General features: G+C 67.0%; 23 protein-coding genes, 1 pseudogene and 1 riboswitch. Of the genes and pseudogenes, 17 read left to right on the top strand and 7 right to left on the bottom strand.

The window, feature by feature from the left end:
• Positions 1-17: 17 nt before the first annotated feature.
• Together AAG689_RS18175 and AAG689_RS18170 are read right to left on the bottom strand one after the other, a co-directional pair.
• On the bottom strand, positions 18-1316 hold the full coding sequence (locus AAG689_RS18175; protein ID WP_406623171.1) for a TRAP transporter large permease: 1299 nt from the start codon (positions 1314-1316) through the stop codon (positions 18-20).
• Positions 1313-1894, bottom strand: coding sequence for a TRAP transporter small permease (locus AAG689_RS18170; RefSeq protein ID WP_406623170.1), 582 nt, complete (start codon positions 1892-1894; stop codon positions 1313-1315). Before AAG689_RS18170 ends, AAG689_RS18175 begins: the two co-directional genes overlap by 4 nt.
• Positions 1895-2107: 213 nt before the next feature.
• On the opposite strand from AAG689_RS18170, the gene AAG689_RS18165 reads away from it, so the two are divergent.
• The 6 genes from AAG689_RS18165 to AAG689_RS18140 all read left to right on the top strand — a co-directional run bounded on the left by AAG689_RS18165 (position 2108) and on the right by AAG689_RS18140 (position 7406).
• A complete protein-coding gene (locus tag AAG689_RS18165; protein WP_406623169.1) occupies positions 2108-3049 on the top strand; it encodes a LysR substrate-binding domain-containing protein in 942 nt (313 codons plus the stop codon).
• A 146-nt stretch (positions 3050-3195) separates the two neighbouring features.
• A complete protein-coding gene (locus AAG689_RS18160; protein WP_406623168.1) occupies positions 3196-4077 on the top strand; it encodes an amino acid ABC transporter substrate-binding protein in 882 nt (293 codons plus the stop codon).
• Positions 4078-4194: 117 nt separating this feature from the next.
• Positions 4195-5094 (top strand): amino acid ABC transporter substrate-binding protein, encoded by a 900-nt coding sequence (locus tag AAG689_RS18155; RefSeq protein WP_020226535.1) that lies wholly within the window; start codon positions 4195-4197, stop codon positions 5092-5094.
• Positions 5095-5215: 121 nt separating this feature from the next.
• Positions 5216-5968, top strand: coding sequence for an amino acid ABC transporter permease (locus tag AAG689_RS18150; protein ID WP_020226536.1), 753 nt, complete (start codon positions 5216-5218; stop codon positions 5966-5968).
• 1 nt (position 5969) lies between these two features.
• Positions 5970-6641 carry an amino acid ABC transporter permease gene (locus tag AAG689_RS18145; protein ID WP_020226537.1) on the top strand — a complete coding sequence of 224 codons (672 nt, stop codon included), beginning with the start codon at positions 5970-5972 and terminating at the stop codon, positions 6639-6641.
• Positions 6642-6668: 27 nt separating this feature from the next.
• A complete protein-coding gene (locus tag AAG689_RS18140; RefSeq protein ID WP_020226538.1) occupies positions 6669-7406 on the top strand; it encodes an amino acid ABC transporter ATP-binding protein in 738 nt (245 codons plus the stop codon).
• Between the two features lie 78 nt (positions 7407-7484).
• Here AAG689_RS18140 and AAG689_RS18135 read toward each other — a convergent pair whose 3' ends face one another.
• Both AAG689_RS18135 and AAG689_RS18130 read right to left on the bottom strand, forming a co-directional pair.
• Positions 7485-8285 (bottom strand): HAD-IIB family hydrolase, encoded by an 801-nt coding sequence (locus tag AAG689_RS18135; RefSeq protein ID WP_406623167.1) that lies wholly within the window; start codon positions 8283-8285, stop codon positions 7485-7487.
• A complete protein-coding gene (locus AAG689_RS18130) occupies positions 8285-9910 on the bottom strand; it encodes a peptide chain release factor 3 (RefSeq protein ID WP_406623166.1) in 1626 nt (541 codons plus the stop codon). The genes AAG689_RS18135 and AAG689_RS18130 overlap by 1 nt, the downstream gene beginning before the upstream one ends.
• A gap of 58 nt (positions 9911-9968) precedes the next feature.
• Positions 9969-10050: riboswitch (S-adenosyl-L-homocysteine riboswitch) on the top strand.
• Positions 10051-10112: 62 nt separating this feature from the next.
• Between AAG689_RS18130 and ahcY the strand changes: the two genes are divergently transcribed.
• The 5 genes from ahcY (at position 10113) to AAG689_RS18105 (ending at position 14754) form a co-directional block, all read left to right on the top strand.
• On the top strand, positions 10113-11519 hold the full coding sequence (gene ahcY / locus AAG689_RS18125) for an adenosylhomocysteinase (RefSeq protein WP_020226541.1): 1407 nt from the start codon (positions 10113-10115) through the stop codon (positions 11517-11519).
• Positions 11520-11586: 67 nt separating this feature from the next.
• On the top strand, positions 11587-12585 hold the full coding sequence (locus AAG689_RS18120) for a TlyA family RNA methyltransferase (protein WP_406623165.1): 999 nt from the start codon (positions 11587-11589) through the stop codon (positions 12583-12585).
• Positions 12582-13409, top strand: a complete 828-nt coding sequence (gene metF, locus AAG689_RS18115; protein ID WP_406623164.1) for a methylenetetrahydrofolate reductase [NAD(P)H] — start codon at positions 12582-12584, stop codon at positions 13407-13409. The genes AAG689_RS18120 and metF overlap by 4 nt, the downstream gene beginning before the upstream one ends.
• A gap of 63 nt (positions 13410-13472) precedes the next feature.
• Entirely contained in the window at positions 13473-14090 is a 618-nt protein-coding gene (locus tag AAG689_RS18110; RefSeq protein ID WP_406623163.1) for a hypothetical protein, read from the top strand.
• 40 nt (positions 14091-14130) lie between these two features.
• The gene (locus AAG689_RS18105) at positions 14131-14754 is read left to right on the top strand and encodes a septal ring lytic transglycosylase RlpA family protein (RefSeq protein ID WP_406623162.1); all 624 of its coding nucleotides are present in this window, start codon (positions 14131-14133) and stop codon (positions 14752-14754) included.
• Positions 14755-14760: 6 nt separating this feature from the next.
• Here the strand turns inward: AAG689_RS18105 and AAG689_RS18100 are convergent, their stop codons facing one another.
• A complete protein-coding gene (locus tag AAG689_RS18100; protein ID WP_406623161.1) occupies positions 14761-15642 on the bottom strand; it encodes a 23S rRNA (adenine(2030)-N(6))-methyltransferase RlmJ in 882 nt (293 codons plus the stop codon).
• Between the two features lie 181 nt (positions 15643-15823).
• Between AAG689_RS18100 and AAG689_RS18095 the strand changes: the two genes are divergently transcribed.
• The 6 genes from AAG689_RS18095 (at position 15824) to erpA (ending at position 20378) form a co-directional block, all read left to right on the top strand.
• On the top strand, positions 15824-17716 hold the full coding sequence (locus AAG689_RS18095) for a serine/threonine protein kinase (RefSeq protein ID WP_406623160.1): 1893 nt from the start codon (positions 15824-15826) through the stop codon (positions 17714-17716).
• 163 nt (positions 17717-17879) lie between these two features.
• Positions 17880-18308, top strand: coding sequence for a 50S ribosomal protein L13 (gene rplM, locus AAG689_RS18090; RefSeq protein WP_011804079.1), 429 nt, complete (start codon positions 17880-17882; stop codon positions 18306-18308).
• 9 nt (positions 18309-18317) lie between these two features.
• Positions 18318-18710, top strand: coding sequence for a 30S ribosomal protein S9 (gene rpsI / locus AAG689_RS18085; protein WP_020226549.1), 393 nt, complete (start codon positions 18318-18320; stop codon positions 18708-18710).
• A gap of 72 nt (positions 18711-18782) precedes the next feature.
• Positions 18783-19499, top strand: coding sequence for a DUF6776 family protein (locus tag AAG689_RS18080; RefSeq protein WP_406623159.1), 717 nt, complete (start codon positions 18783-18785; stop codon positions 19497-19499).
• A gap of 55 nt (positions 19500-19554) precedes the next feature.
• Positions 19555-19953 carry a polymer-forming cytoskeletal protein gene (locus AAG689_RS18075; RefSeq protein WP_020226551.1) on the top strand — a complete coding sequence of 133 codons (399 nt, stop codon included), beginning with the start codon at positions 19555-19557 and terminating at the stop codon, positions 19951-19953.
• Positions 19954-20012: 59 nt separating this feature from the next.
• Positions 20013-20378 (top strand): iron-sulfur cluster insertion protein ErpA, encoded by a 366-nt coding sequence (gene erpA / locus AAG689_RS18070; protein ID WP_020226552.1) that lies wholly within the window; start codon positions 20013-20015, stop codon positions 20376-20378.
• A gap of 47 nt (positions 20379-20425) precedes the next feature.
• Here erpA and AAG689_RS18065 read toward each other — a convergent pair whose 3' ends face one another.
• Both AAG689_RS18065 and AAG689_RS18060 read right to left on the bottom strand, forming a co-directional pair.
• On the bottom strand, positions 20426-21544 hold the full coding sequence (locus tag AAG689_RS18065) for an anhydro-N-acetylmuramic acid kinase (protein WP_406623158.1): 1119 nt from the start codon (positions 21542-21544) through the stop codon (positions 20426-20428).
• Positions 21545-21557: 13 nt separating this feature from the next.
• Positions 21558-22921, bottom strand: a pseudogene (locus AAG689_RS18060) (peptidoglycan DD-metalloendopeptidase family protein).
• Positions 22922-23095: the final 174 nt, after the last annotated feature.

Below are 23095 nucleotides of genomic sequence, written 5' to 3'. Positions count from 1 at the left end.
GTCTCCTTGGAAAATTTTCAATAGCCCAGGTAATGGGGCAGCCACAGGGCCAGTTGCGGGAAAGCGATCACGGCCACCATCACCAGGAACATGGCCAGCAGCATGGGGCCGACCCAGCGCACGGTGGATTCCATGCGCACGCCGGCGATGCGGCACGACACCATCAGGTTCACGGCCAGCGGCGGAGTGAACTGGCCCAGCGCCACCTTCAGCGTGAGGATCACGCCGAACCACACCGGGTCCCAGCCGTAGTGGTTCATGATGGGCAGCAGCAGCGGCACGAAGATCAGGAAGATGGAGATGCCGTCCAGGAACATGCCCACGGTGATGAGCAGCAGGATCAGCAGCGACAGCACGCCGTATTCGCCCAGGCCCGAGTTCACGATGGCCTTGGCCACCGGGTCGATCACGCCCAGCGTGGACAGCGAGAACGCGAAAATGCCCGCCAGCGACACCACCAGCAGGATCACGGCCGACAGCTCGCCGGCCTCGCGCAGGATCACGTACAGGTCGCGCACCCCGATGGTGCGGTAGACCACCATGCCCACGAACAGGCCGTAGAACACGGCCACCACGGCCGCCTCGGTGGGCGTGAACCAGCCCGCGCGCATGCCGCCCAGGATCAGCACCGGCGCAGCCAGGCCCCAGGAGGCTTCCTTGAGGCTCTTCCAGAACGGCGGGCGCGGCATGGACGATTCGAGCGCGCCCATCTTGTGCTTGCGGGCCATCCACACGGCCGGGGCGATCAGTGCCACGCCCGCCAGCACGCCCGGCACCATGCCGGCCGCGAACAGCGCCGGCACCGACGCCGTGGGCACCAGCACCGAGTAGATGATGAAGGCCACCGAGGGCGGGATCAGGATGTCCGTGGCCGCAGCCGCGCCCACCACGCTGGCCGAGAAGCTGCCGGGGTAGCCCGCGCGGCTCATGGCCGCGATCATCACGCCGCCCACGGCCGCCGCGTTGGCCGGCCCCGAGCCCGAGATGCCGCCCAGGAACATGGCCACGGCGATCGCCACCAGCGGCAGCATGCCGGGGCCGCGCCCCACGATGGCCACGGCGAAGTTGACCAGGCGCAGCGCCACGCCCGAGCGGTCGAAGATCGAGCCCACGAGCACGAACATGGGGATGGCCAGCAGCGGGTACTTGCCCAGCCCGGCGTAGAAGTTCTGCGGCACGGCCAGCAGGCCGAACCACTGCGCGTCGGCATTGGCCAGCGCGATGCAGGCCGCGCCCGCCAGGCCCAGCGCCGCGCCGATGGGCACGCCCACGAACATCAGCACCAGGAAGGCGACGAAGAGCAGCGTGGCGATCATGGCTGGCGCTCCTGGCTGTCATCGCCCAGGAACTCGACGTCGCTCTGGCGCGAGCGGCGGATGAACAGGCCCACGGCACGCCAGGTGATGAGCAGCGACAGCACGGGCAGCCACACCGAGTACCACCATTGCGGCACGCCGATGCCGGGCGAGGTCTCCTCGTAGCGGAAATCGTCCCACACCACGCGCACCGACAGCGCCGCGATCAGCGCGAAGAGCAGCGCCACCATCAGCGCGCCCAGCTGCGCCAGGAAGCGCCGGCGTGCGGCGGAGCCGCTTTCGCAGAAGAACTCGATGCGGATGTGGCGGTCGCGCGCCACGGCGGCCGAGCCGGCCACCAAGGCCAGCACGATCATCAGGAAGATGGAGATCTCCTCCGTCCAGGCGAAGGAGGAACTGGTGAAGTAGCGCACGAGCACGTTGGCGAACGTGATGAGCGCCAGCAGCGCCATGACGATGACGGTGAGCCAGTCCTCGATGCGCAGGGAGCGGGGTTCGTCGCTAGAGGAGGGGGACGTGGGCGCGCCATCCGGGGCTGCGGCATCGTCGGCCGGCCCGGGAGAGGGGTGGGAGGACATGGGGGCAGGAAGCAGAAAAGTCGAACATGGAAGACAAACCACTGCAGCCCGCCAGCGTTGTGCACCGGGAGCCTTGACGGGGGAGCCGTGCTTGGGGCGCGGCAGCACTCCATTTTGCATGCAGATCCCGGCGGCTCCGGGCAAGGGTGTTCCCTGAGTCTTCCCTCTGTGCAGGGGGCCGGGGCGGCATTCCCGGCACGATAATGCGGCTCCATGGAAACCAAATGGCTTGAGGATTTCGTCAGCCTGGCCGAGACGCGCAGCTTCAGCCGCTCCGCGCAACTGCGCCACGTGACGCAGCCGGCGTTTTCGCGCCGCATCCAGGCGCTGGAAGCCTGGGCCGGCACCGATCTGGTGGACCGCAGTTCCTACCCCACGCGGCTCACCGCCGCTGGCAACACGCTGTACGACCAGGCACTGGAAGTGCTGCAGGCCCTGCAGAACACCCGCGCCATGCTGCGCGCGCACACCAGCGCGGGCACCGACATGGTGGAGTTCGCGGTGCCGCACACGCTGGCGTTCACCTTCTTCCCGGCCTGGGTGTCCAGCCTGCGCGAGGACTTCGGCCCGCTCAAGAGCCGGCTCATCGCGCTGAACGTGCACGACGCGGTGATGCGCCTCGTCGAAGGCGGCTGCGACCTGCTCATCGCCTACCACCACCCGTCGCAGCCGTTCCAGCTCGATTCGGAGCGCTACGAGATGGTCAGCCTGGGCCAGGAGTCGCTGGCGCCCTATGCCAAGGCCGATGCCGACGGGCAGCCGATCCACTGCCTGCCCGGGCGCCCTGGCCAGCCGCTGCCGTACCTGGGCTATGCGCCTGGCGCCTATCTGGGCCGGGTGACGGAGCTGATTCTCAAGCAGGCGGGCACGGCCATCCACCTGGAGCGCGTGTACGAGACCGACATGGCCGAGGGGCTGAAGGCCATGGCGCTCGAAGGCCACGGCGTGGCCTTCCTGCCGCACAGCGCGGTGAAGAAGGAACTGCGCTCGCGCAAGCTGGTGAGTGCCGTGCCGCCCGGCGTGGACAGCCTGCAAATGGTGATGGATGTGCGCGTCTACCGGGAAAAACCCTCGCGCAAGGAGCCGGCCAAGGGTTTGGCGCAGTCGCTGTGGGCGTATCTGCAGGCGCGCGACAGCGGGCACAAGCCCATCTGACAGTACATGCGGGATGCGCATATGAAGTCCCATCATCGGCATTGGATGGCGGCGGAGCGCGCCATTACAGTCGCACCCCATTCCAAACGATTCAAAGGCGAGTTGCCCGCATGGGCGCATCGTCCTGGCCTCGGAGACATTTCCCCATGAGATTCGGGTACCTGCTGGCCCTGCTGGCCGCCTCGGCGTGCAGCACCCTCGCGCAAGCCGAGGGCGTGCTGGACCGCGTGCGTGGGGGCGGGCCGCTGGTCATCGCGCACCGCGAGTCGTCGGTGCCGTTCTCCTATGTCCACGAAGGCCGGGCCGTCGGCTATGCGGTGGACCTGTGCCTGCGCATCGCCGAGGTGGTGCGCCAGAAGACGGGCCGCAAGGACATGCCCGTGCAGATGCTGCAGGTGACGCCCTCCAACCGCATCGAGGCGGTGAAGTCCGGCAAGGCCGACATGGAATGCGGCTCCACCACCAACAACGCCGAGCGCCGCAAGGACGTGGCGTTCACCATCCCGCACTTCATCACCGGCGCGCGGCTGCTGGTGCCGGCAGCGAGCAAGGTGGAGCGTATGGAGGACCTGGAAGGCAGGAAGCTCGTGTCCACCCAGGGCACGACGCCCCTGAAGGCCGCCGAGCAGGCCAACCGCGAGCGGCTCATGCGCATCCAGATGGTGGAGGCGCCCGACCACGAGGCCGCGGTACGCATGGTCGAGAAGGGCGAGGCCGACGCGTTCGTGATGGACGACGTGCTGCTCTACGGCCTGGCCTCCAACCGCGCCGATCCCCAGGCGCTGAAGGTGGTGGGGCGCTTCGTGACCACGGAGCCGCTGGCCATCATGCTGCCCAAGGGCGACGACGAATTCAAGAAGCTGGTGGACGCCGAGATGCGGCGCCTGATCTCCAGCCGCGAGATCTATGCGATCTACGACCGGTGGTTCATGCGCCCCATCCCGCCCACGCAGCGTGCGCTGAACCTGCCCGTGAGCTATTTGCTGCGGGACTTCTGGAAATACCCTAGCGACGAGGTCCCCTTCTAAGGCCCGGAACACGCACAATAGGAACCGCTTCGACCCGCTGGCTTGGGCTTGCCGTCCAGGCCCGGGTGCCCGATTCACTACACTTCGTCACCCGCTTCACCCACAAGGAGATTTCACATGAAGAAGCATTTGCTGGCCGCCGCCATTACCGTCCTGGCTGCAGGCAGCGCGTTCGCGCAGGCCAACGACACGCTGGCCAAGATCAAGTCCAGCGGCGCCGTCACGCTGGGCGTGCGCGAGTCCTCCGGCCTGGGCTACACCCTGGGCAACGGCAAGTACGTGGGCTTCCACACCGAAATGGGCGAGCGCATCCTGGACGACATCCAGAAGCAGCTCGGCCTGTCCAAGATGGAAGTCAAGTACCAGCCCGTGACCTCGCAGAACCGCATCCCGCTGGTGACCAACGGCACGGTGGACATGGAGTGCGGCTCCACCACCAACAGCGCGGCCCGCCAGAAGGAAGTGGCCTTCGCCGTGACCACCTACGTGGAGGAAGTGCGCATCGCCGTGAACGCCAAGTCCGGCATCACCGGCATCAAGGACCTGAACGGCAAGACCATCGTGACCACCACCGGCACGACCTCGGTGCAGACCCTGCGCAAGAACAAGCGCGCCGACGGCCTGACTTTCAAGGAAGTCATGGGCAAGGACCACGCCGACAGCTTCCTGATGCTGGAGACCGGCCGCGCCGACGCCTTCATCATGGACGGCTCCATCCTGGCCGCCAACATCTCCAAGTCCAAGAGCCCTGCCGACTACAAGATCGTCGGCGAAGTGCTGTCGGTCGAGCCCATCGCCTGCATGATCCGCAAGGACGACCCCGCCTTCAAGAAGGCCGTGGACGACTCCATCAAGCGCCAGATCGCCGACGGCTCACTGGCCAAGCTGTACGACAAGTGGTTCATGCAGCCCATCCCGCCGGCCAACGTGAAGATCGGCCTGCCGCTGTCCGAAGCCACCAAGGACGCCTGGGCCCATCCGAACGACAAGCCCATGGAGTCCTACGAAGTCAAGTAAGAGGCTTTCCGCCCGGATCGCCCCTTCTGCCAAACGGCCGGAAGGGGCGTTTTTTGTTGCCGCCGCAGCCAGCGCATGCCTGCGGCGGCGGCATGGTCAGATGAATTGAAAGGGTGCTCCTATGAACTGGGAATGGCAGGTGTTCTGCCAAGACACCATTACCCAAGAGGTCGGACAGAGCTGCTTCGGCAAGGGCGGCGACGTGACCTACCTCGACTGGATGCTGTCGGCCTGGGGCTGGACGGTGTCCGTCTCCTTGCTGTCGCTGGTCATCGCGCTGGTGGTCGGCTCGCTCGTCGGCACGCTGCGCACGCTCGAGGGCCGGCCCTGGGTCGTACGCCTGGGCAATGCCTGGGTCGAGCTGTTCCGCAACATCCCGCTGCTGGTGCACATCTTCGTGTGGTACCACGTGGTGCCTGCCATGTTTCCCGCGATGAAGTCGTTGCCGGGCTTCGTGCTGGTGGTGTTCGCGCTGGGTTTCTTCACCTCGGCGCGTATCGCCGAGCAGGTGCGCTCGGGCATCCAGGCGCTGCCGCGCGGCCAGCGCTATGCGGGCATGGCGCTGGGCTTCACCACGTTCCAGTATTACCGCTATGTGCTGCTGCCCATGGCCTTCCGCATCATCATCCCGCCGCTCACCAGCGAGACCATGAACGTGTTCAAGAACTCGTCCGTGGCGTTCGCCGTCTCGGTGGCCGAACTGACTATGTTCGCCATGCAGGCACAGGAAGAGACAGCGCGCGGCGTGGAGATCTACCTGGCCGTCACGGCGCTGTATGTGATCTCGGCCTTCGCCATCAACCGCATCATGGCCTTCATCGAGAAGCGCACGCGCGTGCCGGGGCTGATTGCCGCAGGCGGGGGAGGACACTGACATGAACCTCAACATCGACTGGTCCTTCTTCACCTGGGAGCTGTTCTCCAGCTTCGTGCTCAAGGGCCTTTACTTCAGCGTCACCCTCACCGTGATCGCCACGCTGGGCGGCATCGCGCTGGGCACGGTGCTGGCGCTCATGCGCCTGTCGGGCAAGAAATGGCTGGACGTGCCCGCGACCATCTACGTCAACGGCATGCGTTCCATTCCGCTGGTCATGGTGATCCTGTGGTTCTTCCTGCTCGTGCCCATGATCATCGGCCGGCCCATCGGCGCGGAGATCTCGGCCGTCATCACCTTCATCGCGTTCGAGGCCGCCTACTTCAGCGAGATCATGCGCGCCGGCATCCAGTCCATCCCACGCGGCCAGGTCTTCGCGGGCCAGGCACTGGGCATGACCTACGGGCAGAACATGAAGCTCGTCGTGCTGCCGCAGGCGTTCCGCAACATGCTGCCCGTGCTGCTCACGCAGACCATCATCCTGTTCCAGGACACCTCGCTGGTCTACGCCATCGGCGCCTACGACATGCTCAAGGGCTTCGAGATCGCGGGCAAGAACTTCGGCCGGCCCATCGAGGCCTACCTCGCCGCCGCCGTGGTCTATTTCGTCATCTGCTACGCGCTGTCCTGGACCGTGAAGCGCCTGCACAAGAAGATCGCCATCATCCGCTGATGCGGACTGGAGAGAAACATGAGCCAAATGATCGAGTTGAAGAACGTCTCCAAGTGGTACGGCACCTTCCAGGTGCTCAACGACTGCTCCACCAGCATCGGCAAGGGCGAGGTGGTCGTGGTCTGTGGGCCCTCGGGCTCGGGCAAGTCCACGCTCATCAAGACCATCAACGCGCTGGAGCCCGTCCAGAAGGGCGAGATCTGGGTGGATGGCACGGCCATCCACGACCCCAAGACCAACCTGCCCAAGCTGCGCAGCCGCGTGGGCATGGTGTTCCAGCATTTCGAGCTGTTCCCGCACCTGTCGGTCACCGAGAACCTCACCATCGCCCAGGTCAAGGTGCTTGGCCGCAGCCAGGACGACGCGAAGAAGCGCGGCCTGAAGATGCTCGACCGCGTGGGGCTGTCGGCGCACAAGGACAAGTTCCCCGGCCAGCTCTCGGGTGGCCAGCAGCAGCGCGTGGCCATCGCGCGTGCGTTGTCGATGGACCCCATCGTGATGCTGTTCGATGAACCCACCTCGGCGCTCGACCCTGAGATGGTCGGCGAAGTGCTCGACGTGATGGTGGGCCTTGCTAACGAAGGCATGACCATGATGTGCGTGACCCACGAAATGGGCTTTGCCAAGAAGGTCAGCAACCGCGTGATCTTCATGGACGTGGGCGGCAAGATCCTCGAGGATTGCTCCAGGGACGAATTCTTCGGCCACCCCGAGAACCGCCAGCCGCGCACCAAGGACTTCCTCAACAAGATCCTGCAGCATTGACTGCCGATCCCCTTAAAGCAAAGGCGCCCGCGGGCGCCTTTTCTTTTTTGATAGCTACCTGCGCTTGATTGGTGGGCGCTAGAGCCTGTTTTGATTCAAAATCGCGCGGGCCAACTCTGTGAACCCTGCGCCGCGCTCGCCCTGCGTCACGTAGCGTGGCAGGTGTGCAAGCTGCGGCACGAAACGCGCGATGTTTGCCACGCCCACGCTGTACGGAAAGTGCTCGAACATGCGCTGGTCGTTGGTCGAATCGCCGATGTAGACCCAGCGGCCCAGCTCCTCATCGAGGTCGCGCCCAAGCAGTTGCCGCACGATCCAGCGTGCGCCCTCCAGCTTGTCGTGTGCGCCATACCAGCCGTTGATGTGGATGCTGCTCACTGTCGCGTTCATGCCCGCCGCGCGCATGATCGCCACGCACTGGTCGATAGCCTCTTGCGGCAGGTGTGTGAACTCGCTGTGATCGATGGCGATGTCGCACTCGCGCCCCTTTGAATCAGTGGCGCGTCGCGCGCCGGGCACGGTGGCCTCGATCTCGGCCAGCACCTGCTGCATGCGGGAGAAGTTGGCGGTGCGGGTGGGGGCGTCCTGTTGATACAGTTTTGATAGCTGCTCGCGCTTGCCAGGCAATCGCTGGAGCGCTACAGCACCATTTTCCGCGACGATGGCATCCACGGGCCACGCGGCGGCGAACGGCTCGCTCCAGCCCACGGGGCGGCCGGTGATAGGGATGACGTGCAGGCCCGCCGCCTTCAGGTCGGCCAGCGCCTGCAGCGCATCGGGCGTGATGGCGCCCTCGGTGGTCAGCGTGTCGTCGATGTCGGTCAGCACGCCCGCCAGGAGTGGCGGCTGCGGCAATTGCCCAGAGGCCAGGGGCTGCATCAGCTCGCGCTCAGCGCCAGCCCGGCATGCTCGCGCAGCGGGTGGAAGTGGATCTTGGGGAAGCGCTCCTGCGCCAGCCGCACGTCGTAGGGGCTGGTGCAGAGGTAGGCCAGCGTGTACGCCGCATCGCGCGCCATGCGCAGCGGGTAGGCGTTCTCGAACTCGCGCAGCTCGGCGGGCGTGTCGGCTGTGATCCAGCGCGCGCCGGTGTACTGGCAGCCTTCCAGCCGCACATCGCAGTCGTACTCGGTATTCAGGCGGTGCTGCACCACTTCGAACTGCAGCTGGCCTACGGCGCCCAGCAGCATGTTGCCGCCGGCCTCGGGCTTGAAGACCTGGATGGCGCCTTCCTCGCCCAGTTGCATCAGCCCCTGCTGCAGCTGCTTGGTGCGCAGCGGGTTCTTCAGCACCACGGTCATGAACATCTCGGGCGCGAAGAAGGGCAGGCCGGTGAACTGCAGGCTGGGCCCGTCGGTGATGGTGTCGCCGAGCTGCACGCCGCCGTGGATGGTGAAGCCGATGATGTCCCCTGCGTAGGCTTCATCGACCGCTTCGCGGCGCTGGCTCATGAAGGTGACGACGCTGGTGGGGCGCAGCTCCTTGGCCGTGCGCTGCACCTTCATCTTCATGCCCGGCGTGTACTTGCCCGAGGCCACGCGCACGAAGGCGATGCGGTCGCGGTGGTTGGCGTCCATGTTGGCCTGCACCTTGAAGACCACGCCGGAGAAGCCCTCGTCCTCGGGTTGGATGACTTTCTCGACGGGCTGCTTGTTGACGACGAGCGTGCTCTTGCGCGGGCCGGGCGGGGGGGACATGTCCACCACCGCGTCCAGCACTTCCATCACGCCGAAGTTGTTGACGCCGGAGCCGAAGAACACGGGTGTGAGCTTGCCCGCCAGGAAAGCTTCATGATCCCATTCGGCGGATGCGCCCACGGCCAGCTCCATGCTCTCCATCGCGTCGTCGAAGGCCTGGCCGAAGCGCGCGCGCAGCGTGGCGGCGTCGGAGAGCGGGATCACCTCGAAATCCTGCGGGCGCTTTTCGCTGCCGGGCGAGAACACGGTCATGCTCTGCGTGCGCAGGTTGATGATGCCGCCAAAGGTCTTGCCCTGGCCCACGGGCCAGGTGATGGGGCAGCAGGGCATGCCCAGCTCGCGCTCCACCTCGTCCAGGATGTCCAGCGGGTCGCGCACCTCGCGGTCCATCTTGTTGACGAAGGTGATGATGGGCGTGTCGCGCTGGCGGCAGACCTCGATCAGGCGGCGGGTCTGCGATTCCACGCCGTTGGCCGCGTCGATCACCATCAGCGCCGAATCGACGGCGGTGAGCACGCGGTAGGTGTCTTCCGAAAAGTCCTTGTGGCCGGGCGTGTCGAGCAGGTTCACCACGTGGTCGCGGTAGCTCATCTGCATCACGCTGGATGCGACCGAGATGCCGCGCTGCTTCTCGATCTCCATCCAGTCCGACGTGGCGTGGCGGCTGGCCTTGCGGCCCTTGACGGCCCCGGCGATCTGGATCGCGCCCGAGAACAGCAGCAGCTTCTCCGTCAGCGTGGTCTTGCCCGCGTCGGGGTGGGAGATGATGGCGAAGGTGCGGCGGCGGCGGGTTTCAGGGGCGAAGGACACGGCTGGAGCGGGCTGGGGCAAAGGGCGTGATTTTACCGGCGGCTCTATAATCGCAGGCTTTTCCGAGGAGCGTTGCAGCGTCCCCAGCACGGCGGGGCGTGAGGCTCGGAACGATTCACTTGCAACGACGCTCACCCACGCTTGGCCTGTGCGGTGAGTTCCATCCCCCGAGAGCGTGGTTTTTTCACCATTGGAGAAACCCATGAACGCTGCAGCCCGCGAATCCGCGATCGCCGACATCACCCTGGCCGATTGGGGCCGCAAGGAAATCCGCATCGCCGAGACGGAGATGCCCGGCCTGATGGCCATCCGCGACGAATACGCCAAGAGCCAGCCGCTCAAGGGCGCACGCATCACCGGCTCGCTGCACATGACGATCCAGACCGCCGTGCTGATCGAGACGCTGCAGGCGCTGGGCGCCGAGGTGCGCTGGGCCTCGTGCAACATCTTCTCGACGCAGGACCACGCGGCCGCGGCCATCGCGGCGGGTGGCACGCCGGTGTTCGCCATCAAGGGTGAGTCGCTGGAGGACTACTGGGACTACACGCACCGCATCTTCGAGTTCGCAGGCAAGGGCCCGAACATGATCCTGGACGACGGCGGCGATGCCACGCTGCTGATGCACCTGGGCCAGCGCGCCGAGAAGGACGCATCGCTGGTCGCCGGCAACGGCAGCAGCGAGGAAGAGCGCATCCTGTTCGCCGCCATCCGCAAGAAGCTGGCCGAAGACGCCACGTGGTACTCGCGCATGAGCGCCGAGATCATCGGCGTGACCGAGGAGACGACCACGGGCGTGCACCGCCTGAATGAAATGTCCGCCAAGGGCACGCTGCTGTTCCGCGCGATCAACGTGAACGACTCGGTCACCAAGAGCAAGTTCGACAACCTCTACGGCTGCCGCGAGTCGCTGGTGGACGGCATCAAGCGCGCCACCGACGTGATGATCGCCGGCAAGGTGGCCGTGGTGGCGGGCTACGGCGACGTGGGCAAGGGCTCGGCGCAGGCGCTGCGCGCATTGAGCGCCCAGGTGTGGGTGACCGAGATCGACCCGATCAACGCGCTGCAGGCCTCGATGGAAGGCTATCGCGTGGTGACGATGGAATATGCCGCCGACAAGGCCGACATCTTCGTGACCACCACAGGCAACAAGGACGTGATCCGCCACGAGCATATGGTCGCGATGAAGGACCAGGCCATCGTCTGCAACATCGGCCATTTCGACAACGAGATCGAAGTCGCCTCGCTGGAAAAATACCAGTGGGAGGAGATCAAGCCGCAGGTGGACCACATCATCTTCCCCGACGGCAAGCGCATCATCCTGCTGGCCAAGGGCCGCCTGGTGAACCTGGGCTGTGCCACGGGCCACCCGAGCTACGTGATGTCGTCCTCGTTCGCCAACCAGACCATCGCCCAGATCGAGCTGTTCACCAAGCCCGACGCCTACCAGGCCGGCAAGGTCTACGTGCTGCCCAAGATCCTGGACGAGAAGGTGGCGCGGCTGCAGCTGTCCAAGCTCGGCGCGCAGCTCACGGTGCTGACCGACGAGCAGGCCGCCTACATCGGCGTGGACAAGAACGGCCCCTACAAGCCCGACACCTATCGCTACTGATTTGGTAGCTTTCAGCGCTTTTCCAGTAAGCGCTGGAGACCTATTTGACTCATAAAGGATGAGCGCGATGCGCGCAGACGTATTCCTGGTCGAAGGCGGCCATGCAGCCACCCGCTCGCAGGCCCAGCGGCTGATCGCCGCGGGCGTGCAGTGGCGGCTGGCAGCCACGCTGCCCTGGCAGAAGGTGGCCAAGAACGGCGACGACATTCCGGCCGGTGCCGAGGTGCAGCTGCTCGACGCGGCCGAGGCCAAGTTCATCTCGCGTGGCGGCCTCAAGCTCGAGGGCGCGCTTGCGGCCGCGGGACTGGCCGTCTCCGGCCTGCGTTGCCTCGACGTGGGTCAGAGCACGGGCGGCTTCACCGACTGCCTGCTGCGCGCGGGCGCGGCGCAGGTCATCGGCGTGGACGTGGGCCACGACCAGCTCCACGAGCGGCTCAGGGACGACCCGCGCGTGGTCTGCGTCGAGGGCGTGAATGCCCGCGCGCTCACGCCCGAAGGACTGCGCGAAGCGTGCGACGAGGCGCTGTCCGAGCACATCGAGGAGGCCGAGGACAACGACACCCAGCCCCAGTCGCCCTATGCGTGGATGCGCAACGGCGGCATGGTCGACGACGCGTACGACGACAGCGACGACGCCAAGGAGCACGACATCGAAGCCTTCAAGGCCGAGCGCGCCTCCAAGGCCCGCGCGCGCGCCGAAGGCACCGTGCCCACCCGGCGGCGCCGCAGGGCGGGGCGCGAGGACGTGGACATCACGCCCGCGTTCGGCCTGGTGACGGGCGATCTGTCGTTCATCTCGCTCACGCTGGTGCTGCCCGCGCTCGTGCCGCTGCTCCAGGACGGAGGCCACCTGCTCATGCTGGTCAAGCCGCAGTTCGAGCTGCAGCCGGGACAGGTGGGCAAGGGCGGCATCGTGCGCGACGCGGCGCTGTACGCGCAGGTCGAACAGCGTATCCGCGACTGCTGCGCGGCCCTGCCGCTGCGGGAGCTGCGCTGGTTCGACAGCCCCATCGAAGGCGGCGACGGCAACCGCGAATTCTTCATCCATGCAAGGAGAGGGGCATGAGCCTCCCGGTCAGTTTCGAATTCTTCCCGCCCAAGACGCCCGAGGGTGCGGCCAAGCTGCGCACCGTGCGCCAGCAGCTCTATGCGCGCGCGCCGCAGTTCTGCTCCGTCACCTATGGCGCGGGCGGCTCCACGCACGAAGGCACTTTTTCTACCGTGCGCGAAATCCTCGCCGAGGGCGTGGATGCGGCATCGCATTTCTCGTGCATCGGCGCCACGCGGGACAGCGTGCGTGCGCAGCTCGCAGAGCTGCAGGGCATGGGCGTCAAGCGCCTCGTCGCGCTGCGCGGCGACTTGCCCAGCGGCTACGGCATCGGCGGTGAATTTCAGTACGCGAGCGACCTCGTGGCCTTCATCCGAGCTGAGACGGGCAGCGCCTTTCACATCGAGGTGGCGGCCTATCCCGAGGTGCATCCGCAGGCACGCTCGGCCGACGCCGACCTGCAGGCCTTCGCCGCCAAGGTGCGCGCGGGCGCGGACTCGGCCATCACGCAGTATTTTTTCAATGCCGATGCGTACCTGCGCTTCGTGGACGATGCGCGACGCCTGGGTCTCGATGTGCCGGTAGTGCCCGGCATCATGCCCATCATGGGCGCCACCCAGCTCATGCGCTTCTCCGACGCCTGCGGCGCCGAGATTCCGCGCTGGATTCGCCTGCGCCTGCAGGGCTTCGGCGACGACGCGGCCAGCATCCGCGCCTTCGGCCTGGATGTGGTGGCCCAGTTGTGCGAGCAGCTGCGCCGCGCGGGTGCGCCGGGGCTGCACTTCTACACGATGAACCAGAGTGCGGCCACGTTGGAAATCTGCCAACGCCTCGGGCTGTAGCGGCGAGGCTGCCGGTAACATTTACAGGTCTTTACTTTTTGGCCTCCCACCGTGGTGCCTGGCATGAAAGCCCTTCCTTCCTCCCTGCTGTTCGTCGCGATGTCCTTCCTCGGGGCTGAGCCAGTCTTGGCCCAGACACGCTACACCTGCCGCGACGAGGGCGGCGCCGTCTACACGCTGTCCCGTCCCTGCCCGAAAGGCATGGTCACCACGGCCGTATCGGCGGGGCCGGTGGAGCAGCGCAGCTACCGGCAGGAGTCCTCCACGCCCCAGCGCAGCCGGGTGATGCGCGACGAGCCCGATTACATGGACTACATGAGCGGCCGCTGCCGCACGCTGCGCAGCAGCATCCGTGCGGCCTCGGCCAATGGGTCGAAGTACGAGGTGATCGCCGGCATGCAGCGCGAATACCGCCGCGACTGCAGCGACGAGGAGACGGAGGCCTCCTCGCGCTACTACAAGGAGCAGCGCGAAAGCCGCCGCCAGCGGCGCGACGACGAGCGCCAGCAGCAGGAGGCGCTGCAGGCCGGGCAGGAGCAGGATGCCCGGCGGGCTCAGCAATGCGCGGAGTCGCGGCGTATCCTTGCGGCCAAGAAAGCCCGTACCGACCTGACCCCCGGCGAACGCAATGACCTGCGCCGTTTCGAAGACAACATCACTGCGCGCTGCGCCAAATCCTGACCGATCGCTGGTTCGCGGCAGGCGGGGCGTCTGCGCGGCCTTGCTCGCCCTGCTGACGGGCTGCGCGGCCGTGCCGCCCGCCGATCAGCCGCAGGTGCCGCCCTCTGCCGAAGCGCCGGCCGTGCGGGCACCGCAGGTGCGCCCTCCGCGTGCCCCGGCTCCTCCTTCCAAACCCGGACCGGCGCCTGCGCCCGCCGAGGCGGAGATGCCGCCCGCGCTGGCGGAGCCGGCGGACAGCGAACCCGGTGTGCTGCTCGGGCGCGGCCTGGCGTCGTGGTATGGCGGGCGCTTCCATGGGCGGCGCACGGCCAGCGGCGAGCGTTTCGACCGCGAGGACTTCACCGCCGCCCACCCCACCTTGCCCTTTGGTGCGCGCCTGTGTGTGCGCAGCATGGTCAATGGCAAGGCGGTGGTGGTGCGCGTCAACGACCGCGGGCCCTTCACGCCGGGCCGCGTGATCGACCTGAGCCAGGCCGCCGCCGAGGAACTGGGCATGACGGGCCTGGGACTCAAGCAGGTGGAGCTGTGGCACATCGGGGAGGACGCGGCCGACTGCCCCGAGGACTTGCCCGGCGTGGGCGATGCCGTGGTGCCGCCGAAGCCGCCGCGTGCCACGGCCCCGGCCGCCCGCACCAAAAGCAAGAGCCGGCCTCGCCGGCGTTGAGCAGGGTTAGCCGCCGGTTTCCAGCGTGTGGGCGGCGTTCCGGTCCTGCCCCAGCAATTCCACCATCTGCGGCAGGCAGGCCTTCAGCGCAGCCTGCAGCGGATAGGGCGGGTTGACCAGGAACATGCCGCTCGCGGGCAGCCCCGGCCGCCGGCCCTCGCTGGCGGCGGAAGGGATCTTGCTCGACTTGACGGTCAGCGTGGCGTGCAGCCATGGCTTGCCCGCCTTGTGGGCCAGCGCCTTGAGGCGGCGAGGCAGGTCGTGGGCTTCGGGCCGGGGGATGATGGGGTACCAGATCGCGTAGACCCCCGTGGCGAAGCGCCGCAGGCCCTCGTCCAGCAGGTCTTGCACACGCCCATAATCGCTCTTGATTTCATAGCTGGGATCGCAGAGCAGGAGCGCGCGCCGGGCCGGTGGGGGCAAGAATTTCCTGGTGCCTTCGAAACCGTCCTCGTGCAGCACGGCCACTTGGCGGCCTGCGTCGAGCTGGGCCACGTTCGCCGCGAGGGAGCGCGTGTCGGTGGGGTGCAGCTCGAACAGCTTGAGCTTGTCGTGCTCCCGCAGCAGCCGCTGCACGATGAACGGGGAGCCGGGATAGACCCGCAGGCTGTTTCCCTGGTTGAAGGCGCGCACCATGTCCAGGTAGTCCTGCAAGGCCGGTGCGAGCGTGGCGGCGGCGGCCGCCAGACGCAGGACGCCGTCCGTGGATTCGGCGCTGGTGGTGGCGTAGTCGCCGTCGAGGCGGTACAGGCCGGCGCCGGCATGGGTGTCCACCACGGTCAGGGCTGCGTCTTTTTGCAGCAAGTGTTGCAAGGCCGCGATGAGCACGGTGTGCTTGAGCACGTCCGCGTGGTTGCCTGCATGGAAGGCGTGGCGATAACTGAACATCCGCCGATGGTAACCAGTGGGGACGCCTTCGGCGCCCGCGGCGCAATGCGGCACCTGCGCGGCCGCGAAGTGATGTTTTTGGCAGACAGGATGCGCTTTGTTGCCAGCCGGGGCAGCGCATGGCGCATCATGGCGGCCGTTCACGCCTCAGGGCCCCAAGCCGCCGTACGATCCCGCCACCATGTCCACGCCATCCCTCCGCACCACGCCAGCGAGCATCGCGCATCACGTCGATGCCCTGCCGCCGGGCACACGGCTGGGGGAGTTCGAGGTGGTGACGTTGCTGGGCGTGGGCGGCTTCGGAATGGTGTACCAGGCATTCGACCATTCCCTGCTGCGCTTCGTGGCCATCAAGGAATACATGCCCGCCGCGCTGGCCGGGCGGGCGGATGGGCAGTCGCTGTGGGTGCGCTCCTCCTCGGACGAGCAGTCTTTCCAGGCGGGCTTGGCTTCATTTGTGGAGGAGGCGCGCCTGCTGGCGCAGTTCGACCATCCTTCGCTGGTCAAGGTGTTCCGCTTCTGGGAGGCGAACCAGACGGCCTACATGGTCATGCCGCTCTACAGCGGCATGACGCTCAAGCAGGCACGCGCCCACATGCGCACGCCGCCGCCCGAGGCATGGCTGCGCAAGGTGCTGTGGTCCGTGACCAGCGCGCTGCGCGTGCTGCACGAGGGCTATACGCTGCACCGGGACATCTCGCCCGACAACATCTTCCTGCAGGACAACGGTCCCCCGGTGCTGCTGGACCTGGGCGCGGCGCGCCATGCGATCAGCGACCGCGAGCGCAGGCACACGGCCGTGCTCAAGGTCAACTACGCTCCCATAGAGCAGTACACGGACGCGGCCAGCCATCTGCGGCAGGGGCCATGGAGCGACCTGTATGCGCTGGGCGCCGTGGTGCACGGATGCCTGTGCAACGACACGCCGCTGCCCGCGACCCTGCGGGCCATACGCGACCGCATGGTGTCCTTCTCCCGCGTGGCGCGCACCGTGCGCAAGCAGTTCGGTGTGGAGTATTCGCGCCCGTTCATCGAAGCCATCTCGCAGGCGCTGGCGCTGCAGCCCGAAGACCGGCCGCAGTCCATCGACGCGTTCCTGCAGCGCATGGAAATGACATCCGCTCCCGCGGGGCTGGAGCATTTCGATTTCCGGGCGGACCTGGGCGATATCTGGGTCGAGCCGTCGGACAAGGATGACCAGGGCGTGGCGACCGCGGTGATCGACATCACGGCGCTGTCGCAGCCCCTGGTCTCGCAGCCCCTGGCCGATGTATTGGCCCAGCGCGCGGCCGTACGGACGGTGCAGCAGGCGGACCGCAGCACGGCGGCGCGGGACGAGGAGCCACCGCCGGCTTTCCAGGAAACCGTGGCGCAGGACCCTGCCGCCTTCGCGGACACCCGGGATGCGTCGTGGGCGCCGACACAACAGCCGCAAGAGCAGCCTGTGCGCCGGCGCCATGCCCGCAAGGACACCCGCGGGCCGCATGAACCCACAGGGCCGCACTCCGGCAAGCCGCCGCGCGCCCGTGGGCGTTCGCTGGCCTTGTGGTCCTTGGCGGGCCTGCTGGCCATGACCGCCGCAGGGGCTGGCCTGTGGTGGGAGGCAGGTTCGGCGCCGCGCCCCCGGTACACGCCGGACAGCGAAATCATCACCGAGTGGGCCGAGCCGGCGCCCGCGTCTGCGGCCGCAGGGGAACTGATCCCTGTGGTGCATGACACGACACTGCTGGAGGCGCCTATGGCGCAGGCATCTGCCGTGCAAGAGCGATCCATGGCGTCCCAACGGGGCCGGCCGCAGCGCAAGGCGGATCCCGAGCCCGTCGCTGCGGCGCCGGCCCAGGAGGTGCGCACAGCGGTGCCGGAACCTGCGGTGCCCGCGCCTCCGCCGCCCCGGCCGGCGCCCGCGCGGCAGCCGGGGCCTGACGAGGTTTGCGCTTCCGCAGGCTTTTTCGCCCGGCCCATGTGCATCCACCAGGAGTGCCAGAAGGCCGGCATGGCCGGCCATCCCGTGTGCGTGGAGAACCGCCGCAAGCAGGAGGAAGAGGCCCGCCGGCGGCAGGACTACGCGCAGTAGCGGCCGGAGGTGGTCTGGCGCGGGCTTTTTTGTATAATGCGCGGCTTCGCAGCGATTTACTGGTCCCGCGGCGAAGACTTCATCTGCCACCTAAGAGGCCTCCAGAAGAGAGGCACCGACCGTGGAAAAGGACCGCCAAACCCCCTCTTGCAAAGAGAAACTCATGTCCACATTCAGCGCAAAGCCCGCTGAGGTCGTGCACGAGTGGTTTGTGATTGACGCCACCGACAAGGTGCTCGGCCGGGTAGCCAGCGAAGTTGCCCTCCGTCTGCGCGGCAAACACAAAGCCATTTACACGCCTCACGTCGATACTGGCGATTACATCGTCATCATCAACGCCTCCAAGCTCAAGGTCACCGGCACCAAGTCCCTGGACAAGGTGTACTACCGCCATTCCGGCTATCCCGGCGGCATCACGGCCACCAACTTCCGCGACCTGCAGGCCAAGCACCCCGGCCGCGCGCTGGAGAAGGCTGTCAAGGGCATGCTGCCCAAGGGCCCCCTGGGCTACGCCATGATCAAGAAGCTCAAGGTCTACGGCGGCGCGGAGCATCCGCACACCGCCCAGCAGCCCAAGGCTCTGGAAATCTAAGGAGCTGAAATGATTGGTGAATGGAACAATGGCACCGGCCGTCGCAAGTCCAGCGTCGCCCGCGTGTTTCTGAAGAAGGGTTCCGGCAAGATCACTGTGAATGGCAAGGACATTCAGCAGTATTTCGGCCGCGAAACCTCCATCATGATCGCCAAGCAGCCGCTGGTGCTCACCAACCATGTCGAGACCTTCGACATCCAGGTGAACGTGCACGGCGGCGGTGAGTCCGGCCAGGCCGGCGCCACCCGCCACGGCATCACCCGCGCTCTGATCGACTACGACGCGACGCTCAAGCCCCAGCTCAGCGCTGCCGGCTTCGTGACCCGCGATGCCCGTGAGGTCGAGCGTAAGAAGGTCGGCCTGCACTCCGCACGCCGCGCCAAGCAGTTCTCGAAGCGCTAAGTTTCGAGCCCTGTCGAAAAAACCGCCTGCGTGGCGGTTTTTTCTTTTTCGCCACGCTCTGGAGGCTCCCCCATGCGCTTTCGCCTGTTGCGCCGCCGCCTGACCATCAGCGCCCCGCGGGTCGCTATCCGCAGCGCCATGCCCTGGCCGCTGCGCTGGCTGAGCGCCGCCGTGGTGCTCGGGCTGTGTGGTGCCGTGGCGCTGTGGGCGTTCGAGTTCGGCAAGAGCATTGCGGGCCTGGATTCAGGCGCGCGAGAGGAATTGCAGCGCCTGCGTGCCGAGGTGGCGCAGCTGCGCGAGGAAAACCACCGGTTCCAGGACCAGGGCATTGCTGCCAAGAGCCTGCGCACGGCCGAGGGTGTGGCGATGGATCGGTTGTCCGAGCAGGTCCGGCAACTGGAGGCCGACAACCGCAGCCTGCGCGACGACCTGGGCTTCTTCGAGAAGCTCATTCCCGCCACCAAGGTCGGCAAGGCGTTGAGCATCCGCGGCCTGCATGCGGAGGTGCTGGGCGATGGAGCGCAGCTGCGCTGGCAGGTGCTGGCCATCCAGCCCATGCGCAATGCGCCCGAATTCAAGGGGCGGCTGGAACTGGTGCTGGCCGGCTCGCTGGACGGCGCGCCCTGGGCATCGCAGTCGCCAGCGGTCGACCAGCCCGTGCAGTTCCAGCAATACCGCCGGATGCAGGGCGTGGTGAACCTGCCTGCGCGGGCCATGGTAAAAACCGTGACGGCACGCTTGCTGGAGGGCTCCTCCGTGCGTGCCATCCAGACCTTCACCCTCGAATGAGCCTGCACGGGCCCGGCTGCGGACCCGCTGGCACCCCTTCCCCAGGAGATCCTGCATGTTTTCTCGCAAGAAGCAGCCGCCCATCAAAAGCCTGATCGCCCAGGGGACGCACGTGCAGGGCGATCTGTCGTTCACCGACGGGTTGCGGATCGACGGCGAGGTCGTGGGGGATGTGCGTTCCACCGTGGAGCCCAGCATCCTCGTGGTGTCCGAATTGGGGCGGGTCCAGGGAGCGCTGCATGCCTCGCACGTCATCGTCAACGGCACGGTCGAGGGGCCGGTGCACGCGGCCGAGCTGCTGGAAGTGCAGCCCAAGGCGCGCATCATGGGCAATGTGCATTACAAGGCCCTTGAAATGCACCAGGGTGCCGTGATCTCTGGGCAGATGTGCCCCGCAAGCACGCTGTTGCTGGAGGAAAAGCCCACACTGAAGCTGGCGTCAAACGCCACTTGAGCGCACGCCATGCGGCATTGCCTTACCATCGTGCACAAGATTGCCCCAAGGAGCCTCATATGAGCGCCGTTGCCGAAAATACCCCCACCGACATGCCCGCCCCCATCGTCTTCACCGACAGCGCTGCCGCCAAGGTGGCCGATCTGATTGCTGAGGAGGGCAACCCCGACCTGAAGCTGCGCGTCTTCGTGCAAGGCGGCGGCTGCTCGGGCTTCCAATACGGCTTCACCTTCGATGAGATCACCAACGAAGATGACACCACCATGACCAAGAACGGTGTGTCGCTGCTGATCGATGCGATGAGCTACCAGTACCTGGTGGGCGCGGAAATCGACTACAAGGAAGATCTGCAGGGTGCGCAGTTCGTCATCAAGAACCCGAACGCCCAGACCACCTGCGGCTGCGGGTCCAGCTTCTCCGCCTGAAAGCTGAAGCTTCTCGCACCCACGAAAGCCGCCTCCGGGCGGCTTTTTCATGCGCGGTAGAGCGCGCCCAGGATGCGGGGGCCGCGCGCGCCCGTGACGCCGGGGCTGCTGGCGGGCTGGCCTTCCAGGCACTGGCGCGCCAGCCAGGCGAAAGCGGCGGCCTCGACCTGCTGGGGCGGCAGCCCATGGCGGCTGGAGGGTTCGATGGATATGCGGGGCAGCAGGGCCTGCAGGCGTTCCATCAGGTAACGGTTCAGCGCACCGCCACCGCAGACGATGAGCAAATCACTGCCGGGGGCATGCCGCGCAAAGTCCTGCGCGCAGGCGCGGGCGGTGAATTCGGTCAGCGTGGCCTGGACATCCTGGGGGCGGTGTGCCTGCGTGGCGGATACATGCCGTTCGAGCCACGGCGTATTGAAGAGGTCGCGCCCCGTGCTCTTCGGAGGAGCGAGCGCGAGGAAGGGCTCGGACAGCATGGCTTCCAGCAGGGCGGGGAGGACCTGCCCACTGCGGCCCCAGGCGCCGGCGTCGTCGAAAAGCTGGCCCGTGTGCTGCTGGCACCACTGGTCCATGAGCGCATTACCGGGCCCGCAGTCGAACCCGAACGTGGCGCCATCTGCGCGCAAGACGCTCAGGTTGGAAATGCCTCCGACGTTCAGCACGCCCACGGTGCGCCCCACCTGGCCGAAGACGCTCCGGTGGAAGGCGGGGACGAGGGGCGCGCCTTGGCCGCCTGCCGCCACATCGCGGCTGCGGAAGTCGGCCGCGACGGTGATGCCGCAGCATTCGGCCAGCAGGGCGGGGTTGTTGATCTGCAGCGTGTACCCGGTGCCATCGAAGGCCTGGGGACGGTGGCGCACCGTCTGGCCGTGGGCGCCAACAGCCAGCACCTGGTGCGGCTGCATTCCCGCCCGGTCCAGCAATTGGCGAACGACGTCGGCATAGGCGCGGGCCAGCGCATTGGCGGCCAGCGCTGCACGGTGCAGCTCGTCGGGGCCGCTGGTGTTCAGGGCGAGCAGCTCTGCTCTTAAATCAGGAGCTAGCGGCGCAGATACATGCTGCGCCACGCGGCAATTCGAGTCCGAAAGATCGGCCAGCACGCCGTCGATGCCATCGAGCGAGGTGCCCGACATCAGCCCGATGAACCACCGCGCCTGGCTGTGCATGGGCGCAGGGAGATCAGTCCGCGCTGGCGAGCTGGAACTGGGCCGCCGAGGCGAGCTGCACGCGCATGTTGGCTGCCAGGCGGTTGAAGGCGGCGCGCGAGGCGCCCGACACGGGCTGCGCGGCTTCGCTCTGCTGGGCGATGGTCATCGGGTCCTGGTGCACGCCGTTCACCCGGAACTCGAAGTGCAGGTGCGGCCCCGTGGCCCAGCCCGTGGAGCCCACGGCGCCGAGTTTCTGGCCCTGCTCCACGGCCTGGCCTTTGGATACGTCGATGCGGCTCAGGTGCGCGTAGACGGTGACGTGCTGGTTGCGGTGCTTGACGTAGACCACGTTGCCATAGCCGTTCTGCACACCGGCGAAATCGACCACGCCGTCGCCGACCGTGCGCACGGATGTGCCCGTGGGCGCGGCGAAGTCCGTGCCCAGGTGGGCGCGCCAGGTCTTGTGGATGGGGTGCATGCGCATGGAGAAGCCGCTGGAGATGCGGGAGAACTCCACCGGCGAGGTGAGGTAGGCGCGGCGCATGCTCTCGCCATCCAGCGTGTAGTATGAGCCCTTGGCCGCGCCGCTTTCCTGGAACCAGAGGGCATCGTGGGTCTTGCCGTTGTTGTGGAACTCGGCGCTCAGCACGCGGCCGCTGCGCAGCGGCTCGCCGTCGGCCTCCAGGGTTTCGTAGACGACGGAGAACCGGTCTTCCTTGCGCAGCGCGCGGTGGAAGTCGATGTTGCTGGAGAAGATCTCGGCCATCTGCACGGCCACGCCGTCGGGGATGTTGGAGGCATCGGTGGCGGCGAACAGCGAGGTACGGATGACGCCGCCCGCCAGCCGGCTGCCCACGGTGAGCGGCGCCGTCTCGATGCGCGAGGCGAAGCCGCCGTCTTCCTTGCGCTCGACCACGAGGCGTTTGAAATAGCCACTGTCGTCCGGCGCCCAGCGCGCGGACAGGCGCAGCAGGCGATGGTCGTCCGAGGTTTCGGCGGAGACGGAGCGGCCCGCACGGCCCAGCAGGTTCTGGCGCACCAGCCCGTCGCCGCGCAGGAACGCCGAGGCGGCCGGATCGGCGATTCCCAGGCGCTGCAGCAGGCTTTCGGCCGTGTCGGCGCTGCGCGTGGTGTCGGAGCGGTAGAGCGAATAGCCCGGCATGTCCACCAGGGCCGACAGGGGGCGTCGCCCGCCAGCGATTCCACGGCGTGGGTGACGGTGGTCACGGGCAGGTCGGCCGGGTCCGGAGCGAGGGACGCCACGGCAAAAGCACCGCCACCGCCTGTGAGCAGCACGGACGCCACGGCGGCGGTAATGCGCTTCGGATGCTTCTGAACGGATTGCTTCAAATGGCCCAGCAGAACCAGGCAGGCGGTGGTCAAGCCGTTGTTCAAGAGTCTTACCCCAAACAAATGTGCTTCCTGGCCCTCCGCGAAGGCGGAAGTCTCAGGGCGGGAAGCATCAGGAATCGGTGTGCGGCAGAGGAGGCAAGAGCCTGGGCAGGTGGGCGGGCCCACTAGAATCCACCGCTGGAAAAGTGGCCGGAAGTATAGTCCCGGCAGCGGCCA

The sequence above is a fragment of the Acidovorax sp. SDU_ACID1 genome (assembly GCF_045291395.1).
GTDB lineage: Bacteria > Pseudomonadota > Gammaproteobacteria > Burkholderiales > Burkholderiaceae_C > MR-S7.
This window is presented reverse-complemented; position numbering and strand designations above follow the sequence as displayed.

What these genes read in the sequence shown, in the direction of transcription:
- AAG689_RS18175 (WP_406623171.1), bottom strand. Translation starts at nt 1,316, where the DNA reads ATGATCGCCACGCTGCTCTTCGTCGCCTTCCTGGTGCTGATGTTCGTG.
- AAG689_RS18170 (WP_406623170.1), bottom strand. Translation starts at nt 1,894, where the DNA reads ATGTCCTCCCACCCCTCTCCCGGGCCGGCCGACGATGCCGCAGCCCCG.
- AAG689_RS18165 (WP_406623169.1), top strand. Translation starts at nt 2,108, where the DNA reads ATGGAAACCAAATGGCTTGAGGATTTCGTCAGCCTGGCCGAGACGCGC.
- AAG689_RS18160 (WP_406623168.1), top strand. Translation starts at nt 3,196, where the DNA reads ATGAGATTCGGGTACCTGCTGGCCCTGCTGGCCGCCTCGGCGTGCAGC.
- AAG689_RS18155 (WP_020226535.1), top strand. Translation starts at nt 4,195, where the DNA reads ATGAAGAAGCATTTGCTGGCCGCCGCCATTACCGTCCTGGCTGCAGGC.
- AAG689_RS18150 (WP_020226536.1), top strand. Translation starts at nt 5,216, where the DNA reads ATGAACTGGGAATGGCAGGTGTTCTGCCAAGACACCATTACCCAAGAG.
- AAG689_RS18145 (WP_020226537.1), top strand. Translation starts at nt 5,970, where the DNA reads ATGAACCTCAACATCGACTGGTCCTTCTTCACCTGGGAGCTGTTCTCC.
- AAG689_RS18140 (WP_020226538.1), top strand. Translation starts at nt 6,669, where the DNA reads ATGATCGAGTTGAAGAACGTCTCCAAGTGGTACGGCACCTTCCAGGTG.
- AAG689_RS18135 (WP_406623167.1), bottom strand. Translation starts at nt 8,285, where the DNA reads ATGCAGCCCCTGGCCTCTGGGCAATTGCCGCAGCCGCCACTCCTGGCG.
- ahcY (WP_020226541.1), top strand. Translation starts at nt 10,113, where the DNA reads ATGAACGCTGCAGCCCGCGAATCCGCGATCGCCGACATCACCCTGGCC.
- AAG689_RS18120 (WP_406623165.1), top strand. Translation starts at nt 11,587, where the DNA reads ATGCGCGCAGACGTATTCCTGGTCGAAGGCGGCCATGCAGCCACCCGC.
- metF (WP_406623164.1), top strand. Translation starts at nt 12,582, where the DNA reads ATGAGCCTCCCGGTCAGTTTCGAATTCTTCCCGCCCAAGACGCCCGAG.
- AAG689_RS18110 (WP_406623163.1), top strand. Translation starts at nt 13,473, where the DNA reads ATGAAAGCCCTTCCTTCCTCCCTGCTGTTCGTCGCGATGTCCTTCCTC.
- AAG689_RS18100 (WP_406623161.1), bottom strand. Translation starts at nt 15,642, where the DNA reads ATGTTCAGTTATCGCCACGCCTTCCATGCAGGCAACCACGCGGACGTG.
- AAG689_RS18095 (WP_406623160.1), top strand. Translation starts at nt 15,824, where the DNA reads ATGTCCACGCCATCCCTCCGCACCACGCCAGCGAGCATCGCGCATCAC.
- rplM (WP_011804079.1), top strand. Translation starts at nt 17,880, where the DNA reads ATGTCCACATTCAGCGCAAAGCCCGCTGAGGTCGTGCACGAGTGGTTT.
- rpsI (WP_020226549.1), top strand. Translation starts at nt 18,318, where the DNA reads ATGATTGGTGAATGGAACAATGGCACCGGCCGTCGCAAGTCCAGCGTC.
- AAG689_RS18080 (WP_406623159.1), top strand. Translation starts at nt 18,783, where the DNA reads ATGCGCTTTCGCCTGTTGCGCCGCCGCCTGACCATCAGCGCCCCGCGG.
- AAG689_RS18075 (WP_020226551.1), top strand. Translation starts at nt 19,555, where the DNA reads ATGTTTTCTCGCAAGAAGCAGCCGCCCATCAAAAGCCTGATCGCCCAG.
- erpA (WP_020226552.1), top strand. Translation starts at nt 20,013, where the DNA reads ATGAGCGCCGTTGCCGAAAATACCCCCACCGACATGCCCGCCCCCATC.
- AAG689_RS18065 (WP_406623158.1), bottom strand. Translation starts at nt 21,544, where the DNA reads ATGCACAGCCAGGCGCGGTGGTTCATCGGGCTGATGTCGGGCACCTCG.